Origin of the sequence: Pararhizobium sp., assembly GCF_965279435.1 — a bacterium.
Taxonomy (GTDB): domain Bacteria; phylum Pseudomonadota; class Alphaproteobacteria; order Rhizobiales; family Rhizobiaceae; genus Pararhizobium.
In genome coordinates, this window is record NZ_CBDIHY010000003.1 from 931,391 (window position 1) to 949,225 (window position 17,835).

At 59.1% G+C, this 17,835-nt stretch carries 16 protein-coding genes; 9 read left to right on the forward strand and 7 right to left on the reverse strand.

Features of this window, described 5'->3' with window-relative positions; all coding sequences use genetic code 11:
• Positions 1-19: 19 nt before the first annotated feature.
• The gene (locus ACQY8Q_RS10060) at positions 20-463 is read right to left on the reverse strand and encodes an Lrp/AsnC family transcriptional regulator (RefSeq protein WP_426128249.1); all 444 of its coding nucleotides are present in this window, start codon (positions 461-463) and stop codon (positions 20-22) included.
• 138 nt (positions 464-601) lie between these two features.
• Here ACQY8Q_RS10060 and rocF point away from each other — a divergent pair, with 138 nt between their 5' ends.
• The 5 genes from rocF to ACQY8Q_RS10085 all read left to right on the forward strand — a co-directional run bounded on the left by rocF (position 602) and on the right by ACQY8Q_RS10085 (position 5,981).
• Positions 602-1,537, forward strand: coding sequence for an arginase (gene rocF / locus ACQY8Q_RS10065; protein ID WP_428426452.1), 936 nt, complete (start codon positions 602-604; stop codon positions 1,535-1,537).
• A gap of 34 nt (positions 1,538-1,571) precedes the next feature.
• Positions 1,572-2,777, forward strand: a complete 1,206-nt coding sequence (gene rocD, locus ACQY8Q_RS10070; protein WP_428426453.1) for an ornithine--oxo-acid transaminase — start codon at positions 1,572-1,574, stop codon at positions 2,775-2,777.
• A gap of 364 nt (positions 2,778-3,141) precedes the next feature.
• On the forward strand, positions 3,142-4,932 hold the full coding sequence (locus tag ACQY8Q_RS10075) for a methyl-accepting chemotaxis protein (RefSeq protein ID WP_428426454.1): 1,791 nt from the start codon (positions 3,142-3,144) through the stop codon (positions 4,930-4,932).
• Entirely contained in the window at positions 4,932-5,411 is a 480-nt protein-coding gene (locus ACQY8Q_RS10080; protein WP_037097448.1) for a chemotaxis protein CheW, read from the forward strand. The genes ACQY8Q_RS10075 and ACQY8Q_RS10080 overlap by 1 nt, the downstream gene beginning before the upstream one ends.
• A 153-nt stretch (positions 5,412-5,564) precedes the next feature.
• Positions 5,565-5,981: a hypothetical protein gene (locus ACQY8Q_RS10085; protein ID WP_428426455.1), complete on the forward strand. Its 417-nt coding sequence runs from the start codon at positions 5,565-5,567 to the stop codon at positions 5,979-5,981.
• 63 nt (positions 5,982-6,044) lie between these two features.
• Here the strand turns inward: ACQY8Q_RS10085 and ACQY8Q_RS10090 are convergent, their stop codons facing one another.
• Together ACQY8Q_RS10090 and mprF are read right to left on the reverse strand one after the other, a co-directional pair.
• On the reverse strand, positions 6,045-7,424 hold the full coding sequence (locus ACQY8Q_RS10090; RefSeq protein ID WP_428426456.1) for a virulence factor family protein: 1,380 nt from the start codon (positions 7,422-7,424) through the stop codon (positions 6,045-6,047).
• A complete protein-coding gene (gene mprF / locus ACQY8Q_RS10095; protein WP_428426457.1) occupies positions 7,421-10,021 on the reverse strand; it encodes a bifunctional lysylphosphatidylglycerol flippase/synthetase MprF in 2,601 nt (866 codons plus the stop codon). Before mprF ends, ACQY8Q_RS10090 begins: the two co-directional genes overlap by 4 nt.
• A 224-nt stretch (positions 10,022-10,245) precedes the next feature.
• On the opposite strand from mprF, the gene ACQY8Q_RS10100 reads away from it, so the two are divergent.
• The 4 genes from ACQY8Q_RS10100 (at position 10,246) to ACQY8Q_RS10115 (ending at position 13,765) form a co-directional block, all read left to right on the forward strand.
• On the forward strand, positions 10,246-11,052 hold the full coding sequence (locus tag ACQY8Q_RS10100; RefSeq protein ID WP_428429741.1) for a potassium channel family protein: 807 nt from the start codon (positions 10,246-10,248) through the stop codon (positions 11,050-11,052).
• 104 nt (positions 11,053-11,156) lie between these two features.
• A complete protein-coding gene (locus ACQY8Q_RS10105; RefSeq protein WP_428426458.1) occupies positions 11,157-11,555 on the forward strand; it encodes a hypothetical protein in 399 nt (132 codons plus the stop codon).
• Positions 11,556-11,853: 298 nt separating this feature from the next.
• The gene (locus tag ACQY8Q_RS10110) at positions 11,854-12,726 is read left to right on the forward strand and encodes a DUF6030 family protein (RefSeq protein WP_428426459.1); all 873 of its coding nucleotides are present in this window, start codon (positions 11,854-11,856) and stop codon (positions 12,724-12,726) included.
• Positions 12,727-13,018: 292 nt separating this feature from the next.
• Positions 13,019-13,765, forward strand: a complete 747-nt coding sequence (locus tag ACQY8Q_RS10115; RefSeq protein WP_428426460.1) for a sugar transferase — start codon at positions 13,019-13,021, stop codon at positions 13,763-13,765.
• Between the two features lie 130 nt (positions 13,766-13,895).
• Here the strand turns inward: ACQY8Q_RS10115 and ACQY8Q_RS10120 are convergent, their stop codons facing one another.
• The 4 genes from ACQY8Q_RS10120 to ACQY8Q_RS10135 form a co-directional block, all read right to left on the reverse strand.
• Entirely contained in the window at positions 13,896-15,614 is a 1,719-nt protein-coding gene (locus ACQY8Q_RS10120) for a carbohydrate ABC transporter substrate-binding protein (RefSeq protein ID WP_428426461.1), read from the reverse strand.
• Positions 15,615-15,689: 75 nt separating this feature from the next.
• Positions 15,690-16,109 carry a DUF2160 domain-containing protein gene (locus ACQY8Q_RS10125; RefSeq protein WP_428426462.1) on the reverse strand — a complete coding sequence of 140 codons (420 nt, stop codon included), beginning with the start codon at positions 16,107-16,109 and terminating at the stop codon, positions 15,690-15,692.
• Complete coding sequence (locus tag ACQY8Q_RS10130) at positions 16,109-16,945, reverse strand: carbohydrate ABC transporter permease (RefSeq protein WP_428426463.1); 837 nt, start codon at positions 16,943-16,945, stop codon at positions 16,109-16,111. The genes ACQY8Q_RS10125 and ACQY8Q_RS10130 overlap by 1 nt, the downstream gene beginning before the upstream one ends.
• A 21-nt stretch (positions 16,946-16,966) precedes the next feature.
• Positions 16,967-17,833, reverse strand: coding sequence for a carbohydrate ABC transporter permease (locus ACQY8Q_RS10135; protein WP_428426464.1), 867 nt, complete (start codon positions 17,831-17,833; stop codon positions 16,967-16,969).
• Positions 17,834-17,835 lie beyond the last annotated feature (2 nt).

The window sequence follows — 17,835 nt, forward strand, 5'->3', positions numbered from 1 at the left end:
CCGGTCAGTATCATCCGACTTAAACCGCTGCCGAAATCTTGCTGGTCTTCAAGAGGATGTTTGTCTCCGTCAGGTTGATCCCGTCGATCAACCGGATGAGCCGCAGAGTTTCGTCAAAGGTACCGAGATCCTTGTCCTCCAGTTCGGCGATGAAATCCCAGCGGCCATTGGTGGAGTGCAGCGCACGCACCTGCGGCAGGCCGCGCAGCTGAGCCGCGACACGATCGGCCATCTTGCCGTGGATTTCAATCATGACGATAGCGCGCACACCGCTGCCAGAAAGCTCGGCCCCGGTGCGGATGGTGAAGGCGGCAATAGTGCCGGACGCCACCAGCCGGTCGATCCGGGCGGCAACGGTCGCGCGCGATGCGCCTGTGGTGGCGGCAAGGGCTGAAACGGGTGTGCGGGCATTGTGGCGCAGCGCACTGATCAGGGCATGATCAAGATCGTCGAGACTTATCATTCTGTCCATCCGCACTTCTCATAGTGTCAATTATTGCCACCTATTTGCCAGTTTTCCATCTATTTGCCAACGAACAAACCCGTATAATCCGCGCACAAACCGGGCAAACCGGCATCACGCGAACTTGCGGGGAAGACCATGGCTGAATCCAAGAAGAACATCGTGCTCATCGGCGCGCCACTCGAAGAAGGCTCCGGCCGTCGCGGTGCTGCGATGGGTCCCGCAGCGCTGCGCATTGCAGGTCTCGACACCATTCTGGCCGGTCTTGGCCACAGCGTCACCGACGAAGGCGACCTGAAGCCTTTGCCTGCCCGCGACCTGCCGAACCATCCGAAAGCCAACAATCTACAGATCGTCGCGGCGATGACACGCGCACTCGACGAATCGGTGCACCAGGCTGCCCGCGCTCAAAAATTCCCGGTCATCCTCGGCGGTGATCATGCCCTGTCGATGGGCTCGGTCTCCGGCATGGCCCGCTATGCCGCCGAACAGAACCGTCCGCTCTTCGTGCTCTGGCTTGATGCCCATGCCGATTTCAATTCACCGGCGACATCGCCGTCCGGCAACATGCACGGCATGCCGGTGGCCTTCTTCTGCGGCCAGGCGGAATTTGCGCCGATCCTCGACAAAGACCGCCCGATGGTCAATCCGAAGAACGTCTTCCAAGTCGGCATCCGCTCCGTCGATGACCGCGAACGCGAGGAAATCGCCGAGCATGGCGTCAATGTCTATGACATGCGCGCCATCGACGAGACCGGCATGGCCCATATCATGCACGAGATCATCGCCACGATCAAAGCCGCCAACGGCTTGCTGCATGTCAGCCTCGACGTCGATTTCCTCGATCCGGAACTGGCACCTGGCGTCGGCACCACGGTTCCCGGCGGTGCGACCTTCCGCGAAGCGCACCTGATCATGGAAATGCTCTGCGACAGTGGCCTCGTCTCCTCGCTCGATCTGGTCGAACTCAATCCCTTCCTCGACGATCGCGGCAAGAGCGCCCGGATTCTCGTCGAGCTGACGGCAAGCCTGTTCGGGCGCCGTATTCTCGATCGCCCCACCCGCGGCGCCTGAGCCAAAAACAAATAACAAAAATACCGGAGGAACCATGAACACGACCAACGCACTGATCGAAACCGAATACCGGCTCGGCGCACATAACTACAAGCCGATCGACGTCGTGCTGTCGCGCGGCGAAGGTGTCTATGTCTGGGATCTCGATGGCAACCGTTACCTCGACTGCCTGTCGGCCTATTCCGCCGTCAACCAGGGCCATTGCCATCCAAAAATTCTGGCGGCAATGGTCGAGCAGGCGCAGAAGCTGACGCTGACATCGCGCGCCTTCCGCAACGATCAGCTCGCGCATTTCTATGAGGAACTGGCCGCACTCACCGGCAGCCATAAGATCCTGCCGATGAACTCCGGTGCGGAAGCCGTCGAGACCGCCGTCAAGGCGGTGCGCAAATGGGGTTACGAGGTCAAGGGCGTTGCCGAAAACAAGGCCGAGATCATCGTCTGCTCCAACAACTTCCATGGCCGCACCATGGGCATCGTCGGCTTCTCGACCGACCCGGATGCCCGCTCCGGCTTCGGCCCGTTCGCACCCGGCTTCAAGACCGTGCCCTTCGGCGATATCGAAGCGTTCCGCGCCGCGATCAACGAAAACACGGTCGCCTTCCTGATCGAACCGATCCAGGGCGAAGCCGGCGTGATGATCCCGCCGCAGGGCTATTTCCCTGAGGTTCGCGCGCTGTGCTCCAAGCACGGCATCACACTGATCCTCGACGAGATCCAGACCGGCCTCGGCCGCACCGGCAAGCTGCTCGCCGAAGAGCACGAAGGCATCGAGGCCGACGTGACGCTGATCGGCAAAGCTTTGTCCGGTGGTTTTTATCCTGTCTCGGCCGTTCTTTCCAATTCCGAGGTGCTCGGCGTCCTGCAGCCCGGCCAGCATGGCTCGACGTTCGGCGGCAATCCGCTCGCCTGCGCCATCGCCCGGGCGTCGCTGAAGGCCCTGACCGAAGAAGACATGATCGGCAACTCCGCCCGCATGGGTGACCGCTTCCAGGCCGGCCTCAAGGACATCCGTTCCAACATCATCAAGGACGTGCGCGGCCGTGGGCTGATGCTGGCCGTTGAACTGGTACCGGAAGCCGGTGGTGCCCGCAAATATTGCGAAGCGCTGAAGGAACGCGGCATTCTGGCCAAGGACACTCATGGCGACACAATCCGCATCGCACCGCCGCTGGTCATCACCGCAGACCAGGTGGACTGGGCCGTCGAGCAATTCGCGGGCGTTCTCACCGCGCAGTGATTGGCGCGGAGAAAGCCCGGAAACGCGGCTTTCCGCACCCTTTGAATGTACTCGACTTTCTTCCTATACCCGGCGTTGAGCCGGGTATATTCATTAGTCATATTTATGCCGATCATTGATCGGAAATCGGCAAATCTTAAATATCTGTTCAAGTTTTACCCCCTAGATATTACTACGCGGCCGGTATTCACCGGGGCATGATGCTTTCGCGCAACGCCGTTTATCCGGCATGACATGACGACGCAGACGCAATTGCCGGTATCGTTCTCCAACAGTCCGCATTCCCATTCAGTGAAAATCCGCCCCGATCGCGCGGCGCGCCTGCGCGCGCGTTGTCCAACCGTGCACACAAGGACCGACAGCCATGAGCAGTTTCCCATCGCCGTTCGGCAGCGACGCCAAGGCAATCCTGTCTGCGATGCAGCGATCGCAAGCGATCATCGAGTTCGATCTGCAGGGCAAAATCCTCACAGCCAACGAAAACTTCTGCAAAACGCTGGGGTATGACCTCCCGGAAATCGTCGGTCAGCACCACCGCATGTTTGTCGATCCAGCCGATGCGGCAAGCACGGATTATCGCGAATTCTGGGCACGGCTGGCGCGCGGCGAATTCGATAGACGCCAGTACAAGCGGATTGGCAAAGGCGGCCGGGAAATCTGGATCGAGGCATCCTACAATCCCGTGTTCCGGGGATCAAAACCCTACAAAGTCGTCAAGTTTGCCACCGACATCACGGCCGAAAAACTGAAAAACGCCGAAGATGCCGGCAAGATCGATGCAATCTCCCGCGCCCAGGCCGTTATCGAGTTCACCCCGAGCGGCGACATTCTGACGGCCAACGGGAATTTTCTCTCGACGCTCGGTTACCAACTTGCCGATATTCAGGGCAAGCACCACAGCATGTTCTGCGAACCCGCCTATAGCCGCAGCGACGAATATCGGGACTTCTGGGCCAAGCTGCGCAACGGCCAATTTATCGCCGACGAATTCAAGCGAATCGGCAATGCCGGCAGGCAGGTGTGGATCCAGGCTAGCTACAACCCGATCTTCGATTTGAACGGATCCGTGATGAAGGTGGTAAAATTCGCCACCGACATTACCGGCCGCGTCAACAACAGCCAGGAACTGGCGGAGGCGCTGCAGGATCTGGCCGGCGGCAATCTCGATCAGCACCTGGACAAACAATTCATCCCGGCACTGGAAACGCTCCGCCTCAGCTTCAACGACTCCATCGACAAACTGAAACAGGCCATGCGCGCCGTCGGCACCAATGCGCAGGCAATCGCCGCTGGTTCCGGCGAAATCAGCATCGCCGCCCAGGATCTTTCAAGACGCACAGAGCAGCAGGCGGCATCGATCGAGGAAACGGCCGCAGCCCTTGAGCAGATCACCACCACCGTTGCCGACAGCAGCCGCCGCGCCGAAGAGGCGGGTACGCTGGTGGCGCAGACCAAGCTGGGCGCTGAACGCTCCAGCGAGGTGGTACGAAATGCCGTCAAGGCGATGGGCGAAATCGAAAACTCGTCGCGCGAGATTTCCAGCATTATCGGCGTGATCGACGAGATCGCCTTCCAGACCAACCTGCTGCCCCTCAATGCAGGCGTCGAGGCGGCCAGGGCCGGCGATGCCGGCAAGGGGTTTGCCGTGGTGGCACAGGAAGTGCGTGAACTCGCCCAGCGCTCGGCAAAGGCGGCCAAGGAAATCAAGAGCCTGATTACCACCTCCGGCGATCAAGTCAAAACCGGCGTCTCTCTCGTCGGCCAGGCTGGCAAGGCACTGGAGGAAATCCTGACCCAGGTGCAGCAGATCAACACCAATGTGACCGCTATTGTAGAAGGTGCAAAAGAACAGGCGACAGGTTTGAAAGAAATTAACCAGGCTGTGAATACAATGGACCAAGGTACACAGCAGAATGCAGCAATGGTCGAGCAATCCACGGCTGCCAGCCACGCCTTGGCTAAAGAAGCAGACGGTCTTTTCAGTCTGCTCAGCCAGTTCAAGGTCGGTGAGGCATCGCAGGGTCGCTTGGCGGCAGCGCGGCAGGACGCAAAACCAGTCGCTTCCCCGGCCCGAGCCATGGCCAACCGGGTAGCGAAGGCCTTTAGTTCAAACGTGGCAGTTGCCGCCAATCGGGATAGCTGGGAAGAATTTTGATGAACAACACGATCTCTACAGGTACCTTCGGTCACGAAACGCTCGAGATCATCGCCTTCCGTCTTCACGATCAGGAGTTCTGCGTGAAGACTACGACGATCCGCGAAATCCGCGGCTGGGCGCCATCCACCCCGATCCCGCATTCGCCGGCTGATGTTCTCGGCGTGATGAACCTGCGCGGCACCGTCATCCCGATCATCGACCTTGCCCACAAGCTCGGTATGAAGAGCACGGTTGCCAACGAGCGCAGCGCCATCGTCGTTGCCGAAGTCCACAACATGGTCATCGGCCTCGTCGTCGACCGCGTCTCCGACATCCTGACCGTCCGTGGCGACCAGGTTCAGCCGGTTCCGGAAATCACCACATCGTTCGACAAGAGCTATGCGGAAGGCATCATTGCCAACGAGACCGGCATGATCTGCTTCCTCAACCTTGCGCGCATGTTCAAGGAACGTGAGATGGAAGACGTCGCAGCCTGATCGCTGCCGCTTCAGTATCCTGTCAAAGAGCGGCTCCGGCCGCTCTTGTTGCGTTCGGGCTGCGGCCATGTCCGTTGCGGCGTGAACTCGCAACCGGAACAAAACTTCGCCAGTGTGGTTATTAGCGGTAACGCAATCATGGAGGCGACTGTCATGGAAGTAATCGGCACACAGGTTCACCCGCAACCTTCATCCGGGCTGATGACCGTCGAATTTGTCGGCGAAGGTGGGGATGTCATTTCCGTTCAGATGCACCAGACCGAATCCGATGGCCTGAACCGCCTGAATGCCATCACGAGGGCGAAAGCGATGATGCTGCAGGTCGCGACATTCGATCAGCCCGATGAGGAAGAGGCAGCGGATAGTTCCGGCTCTGACAATGATTCCACTGGCGAATCCCCCGCCGTGGTGTCGCTGCGAAGCGCACGAGCCGCCGGCGATACCGGCACTCTGGAAGAGCAGCTGGATGAGGGACTGGAGTCGTCCTTCCCCGCCAGTGACCCGGTTTCGGTTACCGTCAGCACCATCCCCAGCGGCCGCGCCGACACCAAAGAAGCCAAAAAACAGTAGTTTTTAACGACCTTGGGATCGCCCACAAAGGCGGTCCCATAATTTTAAGTAGCCAAGGGCAATTTAAGGCTTGGCGATAGCCGCCAGCCTGCGATCGAACCCATCCAGGATACGTTTGACCAGCGCCGGATAATCCTCGTCGAAATGATGCCCGCCATCAATGGCAATGACTTCGGCACCGGTATCCTTCAGCGTCGGGCAGACATCGTCGTCCTCGTCGGTGCCATATATGCACTGCACGACAGCTGGCTTCATCTTGGTGATGTCGTCGGCCGGATCTCCGGCACCGTCCGCAGCGGCAGCACCGAGCCAACCGAGAACGGAAATCTTGTAATCCACCTGATGCGACACCGCGAGAAGCGATACCTGCGCAACCCGATCCTTGTCGGCCTGCGGCAGCAGATTGTAGGTCCGGGGCAGGATATCCGCTCCGAAGGAATAGCCGATCAGCAGAATATGCTTGACGTTCCAGCGCTTGCCATAAAAAGCGATGATGCGATGCAAATCATCGGCAGTTTCCTGCGGCTGGCGTTCCGACCAGAAGTAACGCAGGGAATCGATACCGACGACCGGCATGCCCTGCTGCTGCAGCACATCACCAACTTCCTTGTCGATATCGCGCCAGCCACCATCGCCGGAATAGACAATCGCCATCGTGTCGCGCGTCGGCTTGGTTTCGAGCACCGTCAGGGGTAGACCCAGCGGATTGTCTTCGCCTGCGGAGGCGGAAACGAGCGCTGACAGCGTATCGGAAAACGCCGTCCACATATCATCATCCGTTTCAGTAATCTCGATGTCGCTATGCTTGGCGGTCAGCTCGTTAACATGGGCGCGGCCGTCTGCCGGCGCATCCTTGGTAAACAGCACGGTGACCGGATCGGGCAGCGGCCCGTCTGTCAGGCCGTAGACCATCCGGTCACCCACCTTTTTCTTGTCGGCAGGCGTGCAGAGCTGCTTGCTCAGCGCGATGCCGGCCTCGGGGTCGATGGCCAATGTCTGCCCGATTGTCGCTGCCGGGGTCTGGGCTGCGATGGCCAGAGCCAGCGCACCGCCCGCTCCGGCGCCGGCAACGATCGGCAGCCGGTAATCGTTGTTTTTTGCCGCCCGCTGGACCTGCTGGCTCAGGGCTTCGATGTCGGACACCATGTAGATGCAATCGCCGTCGTCCTTCGCCAGCGACGTAAGGTAGCTCGGCAGATCGATGCCGATGACCAAGGCGCCGCCATCGGTCAGGCTTTTGGCGAGCGTGTCCTCCTTCTCCGACCATCCGCCCTTATCGGAAATCAGCACAACTGCGGCAGCGACGTCGCCAGTGGGCATCAGGATATGGGGCGATGGGATCATGCCCGTATCGAAGGCGGCTGGATCCTCCGATCGTGCCGAGGATGCCGCGAAAATCAGGCTGGCTGCGAAGGCGGCCTGGCAGAATGTCTTCAAGATCATTTCTTCACAATTCCCTTTACGCCGCCGCCAATCAGGAATGTTGCATCCATCAGTGCCAGAACGGGATTGATACCACCACCCGCTGCCATGTAACGCGGCTGCCAGTGCGGATGGAATTTCGACTTGAAAGCCTTCAGGCCTTTGAAATTATAGAAGCGTTCGCCGTGTTCGAAAACCGTGCGGCCAACCTTGTCCCAGACAGGCGAGGAACGGCGGCCGGAAAGGCCGGCCAGAGGCGCCATGCCGAGATTGAACCGCTTAAACCCTCTGTCGCGCAGATACTCCATCAGTGACACAAAGAGAAAATCCATCGATCCCTTCGGCGCATCCGGCAGGAAGCGCATGAGATCGATCGTGCCTTCCTCGCAGGCGTCGGTCACCAGGATATTGGCAAAGGCGACGATTTTCCCGTTCAGGCGCAGAACACCTACCGGCTGGGCCGCGATATAGTCAGCATTGAACGCGCCGAGCGAAAAGCCTTTTTCCTTGGCACGATGATGCGCAAGCCAGGCGTCGGAGACCGCAACCAGATCGTCCATGATTGCCGGGATATCGGCCTGCTCGATGACGGCAAATTCCAGACCGTCGCGCTGCGCGCGGCTGACGGTCTGGCGCAGAGTGGCCCACTTGCCGCCCTTCAGCTCGAAGGTCGTCAGGTCCGCCGTGGCCAATTCACCGAGACGGAATGCCCGCAGGCCGGCATCCGCGTAATAGGAAAGCCCTGCAGGCGAAACCTGATAAAAAACCGGCCGGCAGCCGCAGGAACGGGCTTCCTCGATGAACCGCCAGATCAGGTCCGGCCATGCATCGCGCGGGCCAACCGGATCGAACAGAGCGATCCAGGAACGCGCCTGGCGGCCATACATGATGAAGGCGCGGCCATCGGTTGAGAACATCAGGCTCTTGTCGCCCATCCTCACAAGATTGGCGTCGGACATGTCCTGCGCGTTGGCAATGGCGATCGCCCTGTCGATGTCTTCTGTGGAAGACGCCTCTCTTGGCCCCTTGGCCGGCCGCAACAGGCTCCAGAGCGCTGCGGCACCGGAGAAGATCGTCAACCCGAGCACGGCACGAAGGCCGCGAGGGGCCTCCTCCGACAGTTCGAACTGCCACCAGAGCGTATTGCTGTATTCCACGTCGCGATAGACGAACAACAGCACGATCACGGCGAAGGCGCACAGCGCCAGCATCGCCGTCAACCAAGGCAGCGTCAACCGTTCGTTCGACAGGTTTGCCGGACGATCGAACGAACGATGCGTGGCAAGCAGACTGACGATGAAAAAGGCAAGCAGGCTGGCCTCGATCAGCGCAACCGCCTTCAGCAGTGAAAACAACAGCGCGATGACCGCGACGACCATCGCAGCCCACCAGGCACTGTCCAGCCGCCGCGCAAGACCGCGCGCGACAATGACAAGAACCAAGCCAAGCAGGCTGGCGAGGAAGTGTGTGCCTTCAATAATCGGCAACGGCACATAGCCGGACAGGAAGGCCAGATTGTCGTCCGGGGTCGGGGTGACGCTGGAAAACACCAGCATGGCGGCCAGGATCAACGCCAGCGTAGCAAGCAGCAGCGGCGTCAACCGCCCGGCCACGCGGCGAAGGCTGGAGGCGACAGGCTTGCGGTAAAGGCTGCGCAGCTCGGCACCGATGACGAAGATGACCGCCAGAAGCAACGGCAGCACATGGTAGATCAGACGGTAGAGGACGAGAGCGCCCAGCACCGTATCGACATCCACGGCCTGGCCGAGCGCTGCAACGATCACCGTTTCAAAGACACCGAGGCCGGCCGGGACGTGACTGAGAACACCAAGTCCGACCGCGACCGCATAAATCGCCAAAAACGCTGGCCAGCCGATCACGCCATCCGGCAACAGAACGTAGAGGACGGAGGCCGAGGCGGCGAGATCAAGGACGGTCACAAGGAACTGGCGCGAGGCCGTGCGCGAATCCGGAATGCGCAGAGAAAAGCGCCCAAGCTGCAAGGCGCGGCCATTGCGGCCAGCAACCATCAAAGCCAGCAGGGCGGCCAGGATCAGCACCGCCACTGCACGCAGCGCCGCCGAACTCATTCCGACGAGCGACGCCACTTCCGGCGCGATCATCAACAGGCTGAGGGCCGCGACGCTTGCAAGCCCGAGGCCGAAGGCAAGGGTCACGAAAGCGATAATACCGCCGATTTCCTCCGGCTTCAGGCCGAGGCGAGAATAGGCGCGATAACGGATAGCGCCGCCGCTTAACGGGCCGAAGCCTGCCGTATTGCCGACCGCATAGGCTGCCGACGCCGTCAATGCCACATCGGCATAGGGCAACCGGCGCTTGAGATAGATCAGCGCGCCGACATCATAAAAGGTCAGGGCAAAGAAGCTCAACCCGGTGAAGCCGATGGCAAGCGCGATCGATGTTGCGCTGGTGTTATCGAGCGCGGACATCACGTCTTCGTAGCGAACTTCACTGGTCAGGTGAAAGATCGCATACCCCGCAAGCGCAAGAATGAGGATCGTGGCAATCGCCGTCAGCAGCCGGCCCTGAAGCCACACCCGCTGAACCCGGACCTCAGCACCATCGTTTTCATCGTTTCTATCGGCCGGATTGGACATGGAGCTCCTGGTGGGGCATTTCGAATTGCATTGTCATCGACGATATACATCCTGCAACAGCTAAATAAAGTGAACTTAATGTAATCTTCAAGCACCTGATTCCAGCCTTTTTTTGTGCCCGGAAGGCGGACACGGCCAAATTGCAAAGCCACCATGCTATGCAACGGCGCGTCATCAGATCCGTCAGCATTGACCGCCCTGCCGCACCAGCCTATTTCAACGTCATGATAGAGCCCAGCGAAACTGAAAAATCGGAAGAACCTCCATTCCATGCTCTGCGCTGCAAGTTGCGCATGCTCTATCTCGGGACCAGTGCGCGGGCGATCCGATTTCAGATCACCATGGCGCTCATCGATCTCGCCATCATCATTTTCTTCCTCGTCGGCCCCTATTTCGCTGAGGGCCACGCGTACCTCATTATCGACTATGCCATCGCCGCGTTGATCGCCTTCGAGCTTGGCGCCCGGGCACTGATCGCCGCCAACCTCCGGCGCTGGCTGACACGGCCGATGACGTGGGTCGATGTCGCAATCCTCGCGACATTGCTGTTTCCGGAGCAATTTTCCAACTTCGCGTTCCTGCGCGCCTTCCGCATCTGGTCACTTGGGCAAAGCAAGGTGTTCACGCTGTTGATCCAGCGGGCGGGTTATGCCGAGTGGGAAGACGTCATCCGTGCCTGTATCAATTTCGTGACCTTCCTGTTCCTCGTCACCGGCTTCGTCTACACGGCGTTCTTCTACCACCAGGCAGCGGGCGTCGAAGGGTTTGTCGATGCGCTCTATTTCACCGTCGCCACCATCACGACGACGGGCTTTGGCGATATCACCCTGCCCGGCACGCTCGGCAAGCTGACCTCGATCATCACGATGATCTTCGGCATCTCGCTGTTCGTCCGGCTGGCGCAGGCGATCGTGCGGCCGCACAAGGTCGTCTTCCCCTGCCCCCAATGCGGCCTGCAAAGACACGACGCCGATGCAGTACACTGCAAGGCCTGCGGTCACGTTCTCAACATTCCGGACGAAGGAAGCTGAGCTTTCCCTTCGTCTTGACCGGCCCAGAAGCGACCAAATTTGGCCTTCGCGCCCAACCAGAGTGAGTGCTAATATTCGCCAGGGCAACACTTGGGGGAAGACATATGCCGCGCATCGCAAAGCTCTATTTCCGCACTGCCATCATTTTCCTGATCATCGGAATTGCGATGGGCCTGACCATGGCCATCTCGCAGGATCACAGCGCCATCGGCGCGCATGCCCATGCCAATCTGCTTGGTTGGGTAACGATGGCGATCTTTGGTGGATACCATGCGCTAAACCCAACCAAGGCCGAACGGCGGATCGCCCTGATCCAATACGCTGTCTACACGGCGGGCGTTGCCCTGATGGTACCGGCACTCTACCTGATGCTGACCGGAAATCCGGCGATGGAACCTGTTGTCGCAATCGCATCGCTGATCACATTCGCGGGCGTATTGCTGTTTGCGGTCATCATCTTCAGCGGTGATACGGTAACCCGCCCGGCAATTGCCGCGCAGTAAGACTATTTTCGAATACGACGCCGGCGGAAACTCCGAACTGTCGGCCCAATTCGCTACTCACACCCCATAGCCGTGCTGGCGAAGCCAAGTACACGGTGACGGCCTCTCTTCGGCGTTTTCTTTCAACCGGCTACCCACCCTGGCGCCCCAGCATGGCCTCTTTCATTTTATACCTTGATATGTCTGTTTTTTCTCGACAATACCTATCGCGAGGGTGAGACGAGAAGCGCCAGATGGCCAAGGCATATGGATCCATGATGTCTGAGACCGGCGAAAACTGCGCAGTTCAGGTTTCGGCATGAAGGCGCTACGGAAAAGCCGGTCCGGAAAGATATTTTTCCTCGTCGCTGTCGGGTTGATCTTTGCCGGCATTCTGGCGACGGTTCTGCTTGCCAACAACCACCGCAATCTCGATCTGCTGCTGACCTATCTCGGTTATCCCGACCTCTTGCCCCATGCAGAGCCGGAAGCAAAACAGGTGAAGATAACCCAGACCAGAAGCCTGCGTCTGCCACCGGCGCGCATGGTCCTTCCCGTCTATGCCTTCAACGACCTCAAGGCCCCGGAACAGCACTTCATCCGCCTGATCCAGAGCGACCCGCGGACCCTGTGTGAGCAATTGAGGGACGGTGGTTTCGGCGAATTGGACTGGACCATCAGCCGTGCCAACAAGGACAATTGGGAATGTTCCTCCTCGGTCGAGCTTCCTGCCTCCAGCGCTCCCGAACAATCCTCGCTCTTCATCGTCATCAAGGGCGACGAGGAAAACCGCGTCACGTCCTTTCGTGTCAAACTGAACATCGAAACTGCAGCCGATACGGCCAAGGTCACGGAGCTTGCCGGGCAGGCAGCCAATATCTTCCTGCGTCAGGTCCGCTGGGGTAACCCGGAAGAGATCATCGGCAAGATCCACGAGCTTGAGCCGTTCGACATCCGCAATTTCGGCAGCCGCATCCAGTTCAAAAAGGAATTCGGCGAAACACCGCGCTACAATTTCCTCGCCAATCAGATCGTCATGCACGGCAAGAAGATGCCGGGAGACTTGTACTTCGACCGCAGCAAGTGGTTTCAGCTGACCGGAAGCGACGGGCTGCCGATGATAGACGGCATGATGGCCGGCGAAAGCGCCGGCGGGCTTCCTCTGACAGAGCCCAGCACTGCGGCACCATAAGCCAATTCTTCCTCTGGCAAAAAAATCGATTGGGCCCCGCAACAGCTGCCAATCTCCATGCCAAGCTCACACATCGAACCCTCGACCCGCCGCACATTAACCACGGGAACGGATTGGATTCGCACGACTTTGTCAAAGCGGGTACATTTAACGAAACGTTAAACCTGCATGTTTCACTGCGCGGATGAACCAGATCCGAAACCGTCTGACAGAATATCTGCGGATGAGGTCTTTCTTGTCAGCGATCAACGGGAAAGCGGATCTGCCTGTCAAAGCGGAAAGAAGTAAGTCCATGACGGAGAAAATACTCCCGCAACGAACAGGTCCCTTCCGGGCATCGGAAAGCAGCCGTGGCAAAACGGGTTCCGTGACGCTCCAAGGCCCGCAGTCCTCACCGGGTTTGCGCCAATTTTACCTCAATCCGGTTCGCGTCCCCGACGTTCCCGTTCAGCTCGCAGTCAAACGCACCATCGATACCGCCAGCGCATTGTCCGGGCTTCTCATTCTTGCCCCTGCTCTTGTCATTATTGCGGTGCTCATCAAGCTGGACAGCAGGGGGCCGGTTTTCTCCCGGCAACTGCACACCGGCCTCAACGGAGCCCCGTTCGAGCTTTTGACGTTCCGCTGCCGGCCCGTTGACGCCTGCGCTGCCCATCAGTCAATCACTGACAATCAGCACGTCACGCCGCTCGGACGTTTCTTGAGCAGGACCCATCTCGATACTTTGCCACGATTGTGGAACGTGCTAGTTGGCGACCTGTCGCTGGTCGGCCCTCGCCCGCATATTCCCGACATGCTCGTCGCAGGGCGCAGCTACAGCGATCTCGTGCAGGGTTACGAATACCGCAACCTGATGCGGCCGGGCCTGACAGGGCTAGCCCAGACCGCCGATCTCAATGATCCGGCCGGGCATCGCTGGATGGCGATCCGCCAGATCGTCTCGGATGTCGATTACGTCAGGCAATTCTCGCTGCTTCTGGATCTGAAGATCATGACGCGCACCGCAATCAACGCGGTAAAGCGCTGGACGGGCCCATAACCGTAGTCGCAACTGCCCAACCACAAAAATGAAAACCGCCCGAAGATCATGTCTTCGGGCGGTTTTCATTTTTAGCAGAAGCTGAAAGCAAGCTCCGGCGCCAGAGTTACCCGGCGCCGGTTTTCTTGCCTTACTGCCAGCTCTTGACCAGCTCGTCGTAGTTGACGGTGACCGGCTTTTCTTTTTCGTTCTCGATCTTCAGCTGGGGTGCAAGATTGCCCTTCGAGACGGCATCCTTGTTCCAGTATTCGAGATCATGCTCTTCGGCCAGCTTCGGACCGATATCGCCCTGGACACCGGCGCGTTCGAGGCGCTGAAGCACCTTTTCCTGCTCGGCGCACAGCGAATCCATGGCTTCCTGCGGGGTCTTGTTACCGGCAGCGGCATCACCCACCGCCTGCCACCACAACTGGGCCAGCTTCGGATAGTCCGGAACGTTGGTGCCGGTTGGCGACCATTGTACGCGGGCCGGCGAACGGTAGAACTCGATCAGACCGCCAAGTTCCGGCGCACGCTTGGTGAAGCTTTCGTGGCGGATCGAAGATTCGCGGATGAGCGTCAAACCGACATGGCTCTTCTTCACATCAACGGTCTTCGAAGTGACGAACTGCGCGTAAAGCCAAGCGGCCTTGGCGCGGTCTTCCGGCGTCGACTTCATCAGCGTCCAGGAACCCACGTCCTGATAGCCGAGCTTCATGCCATCCTTCCAGTAGACGCCATGCGGCGACGGTGCCATGCGCCATTTCGGCGTGCCGTCCTCGTTGACGACAGGCAGCCCCTTCTTGACGGCATCGGCGGTAAACGCCGTGTACCAGAAGATCTGCTGGGCAACTTCACCCTGGGCCGGAACCGGGCCGGATTCGGAGAAGTTCATGCCTTGGGCTGCCGGCGGTGCATAAGCCTTCATCCAGTCGAGATATTTCTGGATGGAGTAGACAGCCGCCGGGCCGTTGGTATCGCCGCCACGTGCAACGCACGAGCCGACGGGTTGGGACTTCTCGTTGACCTTGATGCCCCATTCATCGACCGGAAGGCCGTTCGGGATGCCCTTGTCGCCGTTACCGGCCATCGACAGCCAGGCGTCGGTGAAGCGCCAGCCGAGTGACGGGTCTTTCTTGCCGTAGTCCATGTGACCATAGACCTTCTTGCCGTCGATTTCGCGACCGGTGAAGAATTCGGCGATGTCTTCGTAAGCAGACCAGTTGACCGGAACGCCGAGGTCGTAGCCGTACTTCGCCTTGAAGTCAGCCTTGTTCTTTTCGTCGTTGAACCAGTCGTACCGGAACCAGTAAAGGTTGGCGAACTGCTGGTCGGGAAGCTGGTAGAGCTTCTTGTCCGGCGCCGTAGTGAACGACGTGCCGATAAAGTCCGGCAGGTCGAGCGTTGGCGAGGTAACGTCCTTGCCTTCCTTGGCCATCCAGTCAGTCAGGTTGCGAACCTGCTGGTAGCGCCAATGGGTGCCGATCAGATCAGAATCGTTGACGTAAGCGTCATAGATGTTTTCGCCCGACTGCATCTGTGTCTGCAGTTTTTCGACGACGTCGCCTTCGCCGATCAGGTCATGGGTGATCTTGATACCCGTGATGGCGGTGAAGGCCGGTGCCAGAACCTTGGATTCGTACTCATGCGTCGTCAGGGTTTCCGAAACAACCTTGATATCCATGCCGGCGAAAGGCTTCGCGGCATCGATATACCATTGCATTTCCTTTTCCTGGGAGGCGCGATCAAGCGACGAAAGGTCGCCGACTTCCTTGTCCAGGAACTGCTTTGCCTCGTCCATGCCCGCAAATGCGGACCCTGTAAAAGCCAGCAGCAGAACTGCTGTCGATGTTAAAAGGTGCCGTCGCATAATTGTCCTCCCTTAAAGGTTTTGCGATTGCAGTGCCGGACTGCCTCCCAGGCAATCCGTTTCAGTAATCTTGCCTCAGACCAGCTTGAACACGCCGATGGCGTAGACAACGGAAAGAGCAAGAGCCCACCACACGTTGGGACCGACAAGTCCCAGCCATGCGAGATGAATGAAGGCGCTGCCGAGCAACGAGACGAACAGGCGGTCGCCGCGCGTCGTCTCGAACCGCAGGATACCGACGCGCGGATTGCCGCCCGGGCTGGCATATTCCCAGACCGCCATCAGCGATAGCAGCGCAAAGATGGTGAGAAAGAACATGGCGCCGGGAAAAGACCAGGCCATCCAGCCGCCGGGAATCAGTGGTGCGAACCAGTCGCGCACGCCGTCCTTGATCGGCAGCGCCATGATCAGCAGCCCGATCAGGACAGCATAGACGACGAGTACGGCAGCCAGCGCCACGGGCCAGCGATTGGTGCGATGGGACAGCGTGGCCATTAAACCCTCCCCAGGGCAAAGCCCTTGGCAATGTAGTTTCTGACGAAATAGATGACGATCGCACCGGGAATGATGGTGAGCACGCCGGCCGCTGCCAGCACGCCCCAGTCCATGCCGGATGCAGACACCGTACGCGTCATGATCGCGGCGATCGGCTTGGCATCCGTCGTCGTCAATGTGCGGGCGATCAGCAGTTCCACCCATGAGAACATGAAGTTGAAGAAGGCTGCGACACCGATGCCGGAGGCGATCAGAGGGATGAAGATCCGGATGAAGAAGCGCGGAAACGAATAGCCGTCGATATAGGCTGTCTCGTCGATTTCCTTCGGCACACCCGACATGAAGCCTTCGAGGATCCACACTGCCAGCGGCACGTTGAAAAGGCAATGCGCCAAGGCAACCGCGATATGCGTATCGATCAATCCGAAGGCGGAATAGAGCTGGAAGAACGGCAGCGCGAACACGGCCGGCGGCGCCATTCGGTTGGTCAGCAGCCAGAAGAACAGGTGCTTGTCGCCAAGAAACCGGTAGCGCGAGAAAGCGTAGGCCGCAGGCAGCGCCACCGAGACCGAGATGACCGTGTTCATCACCACGTAGATGATCGAGTTGATATAGCCGTTATACCAGGACGGATCGGTGAAGATCACCGCATAGTTCCTGAGCGTCGGCTCATGCGGATAGAGCGAGAATGCACCGGTGATCTCGGTATTCGTCTTGAAGCTCATGTTGACGAGCCAGTAGATCGGCAACAACAGGAAGATGATGTAGATCGTGGGCACCAGCCAGGAGAGGCTGCGGCCGGATGCCTGGGGTACAGATTGTGTCGCGGTGGTCATTGTTTTTCCTCCCTCCGTCCGTCAGCTTTGCGCATCGCTGTTGGTCATCACGGTGTAGAATATCCATGAGAGCAACAGGATGATCAGGAAGTAGATGAGCGAAAGTGCTGCTGCCGGGCCAAGGTCGAACTGGCCGATGGCCGTCTTGACGAGATCGATCGACAGGAATGTGGTGGCATTTCCGGGTCCGCCGCCGGTGATGACGAAAGGCTCGGTATAGATCATGAAACTGTCCATGAAGCGCAGCAGGAAGGCGATCAAAAGCACGCGCTTCATCTTCGGCAGCTGGATGTAGCGGAACACCGCCCAGCGGGACGCGCCATCGATCTTGGCAGCCTGATAATAGGCGTCCGGGATCGACACGAGGCCGGCATAGCAGAGCAGAACGACAAGACTGGTCCAGTGCCAGACGTCCATGACGATCAGGGTGATCCAGGCGTCCAGAACGTTGTTGACGTAGTTATAAGGAATGCCGATCGCTGCCAGCGTATAGCCGAGCAGGCCGATATCGACGCGGCCGAACACCTGCCAGATGGTGCCGACGACATTCCACGGAATGAGCAGCGGCAGCGACATCAGGACGAGGCAGATAGGAACGCCGAGCCCCTTTTTGGGCATGTTCAGCGCGATCAGGATACCAAGCGGAATTTCGATGGCGAGGATGATGCCCGAAAACAGCAGGTTACGTTGCAGCGCATCCCAGAAGCGGTCGGATTGCAGCACCTGGATGAACCAGTCGGTGCCTGCCCAGAAGAATTCATTGTTGCCGAACGTGTCCTGCACCGAATAGTTGACCACCGTCATCAGCGGGATGACTGCCGAGAAGGCAACCAGCACCAGCACCGGCAGCACCATGAACCAGGCCTTGTTGTTCCAGGTCTTTTCCATGA

Coding starts and splice junctions, on each gene's coding strand:
- ACQY8Q_RS10060 (WP_426128249.1), bottom strand. CDS start 463: ATGATAAGTCTCGACGATCTTGATCATGCCCTGATCAGTGCGCTGCGC.
- rocF (WP_428426452.1), top strand. CDS start 602: ATGGCTGAATCCAAGAAGAACATCGTGCTCATCGGCGCGCCACTCGAA.
- rocD (WP_428426453.1), top strand. CDS start 1,572: ATGAACACGACCAACGCACTGATCGAAACCGAATACCGGCTCGGCGCA.
- ACQY8Q_RS10075 (WP_428426454.1), top strand. CDS start 3,142: ATGAGCAGTTTCCCATCGCCGTTCGGCAGCGACGCCAAGGCAATCCTG.
- ACQY8Q_RS10080 (WP_037097448.1), top strand. CDS start 4,932: ATGAACAACACGATCTCTACAGGTACCTTCGGTCACGAAACGCTCGAG.
- ACQY8Q_RS10085 (WP_428426455.1), top strand. CDS start 5,565: ATGGAAGTAATCGGCACACAGGTTCACCCGCAACCTTCATCCGGGCTG.
- ACQY8Q_RS10090 (WP_428426456.1), bottom strand. CDS start 7,424: ATGATCTTGAAGACATTCTGCCAGGCCGCCTTCGCAGCCAGCCTGATT.
- mprF (WP_428426457.1), bottom strand. CDS start 10,021: ATGTCCAATCCGGCCGATAGAAACGATGAAAACGATGGTGCTGAGGTC.
- ACQY8Q_RS10100 (WP_428429741.1), top strand. CDS start 10,246: ATGATAGAGCCCAGCGAAACTGAAAAATCGGAAGAACCTCCATTCCAT.
- ACQY8Q_RS10105 (WP_428426458.1), top strand. CDS start 11,157: ATGCCGCGCATCGCAAAGCTCTATTTCCGCACTGCCATCATTTTCCTG.
- ACQY8Q_RS10110 (WP_428426459.1), top strand. CDS start 11,854: ATGAAGGCGCTACGGAAAAGCCGGTCCGGAAAGATATTTTTCCTCGTC.
- ACQY8Q_RS10115 (WP_428426460.1), top strand. CDS start 13,019: ATGACGGAGAAAATACTCCCGCAACGAACAGGTCCCTTCCGGGCATCG.
- ACQY8Q_RS10120 (WP_428426461.1), bottom strand. CDS start 15,614: ATGCGACGGCACCTTTTAACATCGACAGCAGTTCTGCTGCTGGCTTTT.
- ACQY8Q_RS10125 (WP_428426462.1), bottom strand. CDS start 16,109: ATGGCCACGCTGTCCCATCGCACCAATCGCTGGCCCGTGGCGCTGGCT.
- ACQY8Q_RS10130 (WP_428426463.1), bottom strand. CDS start 16,945: ATGACCACCGCGACACAATCTGTACCCCAGGCATCCGGCCGCAGCCTC.
- ACQY8Q_RS10135 (WP_428426464.1), bottom strand. CDS start 17,833: ATGGAAAAGACCTGGAACAACAAGGCCTGGTTCATGGTGCTGCCGGTG.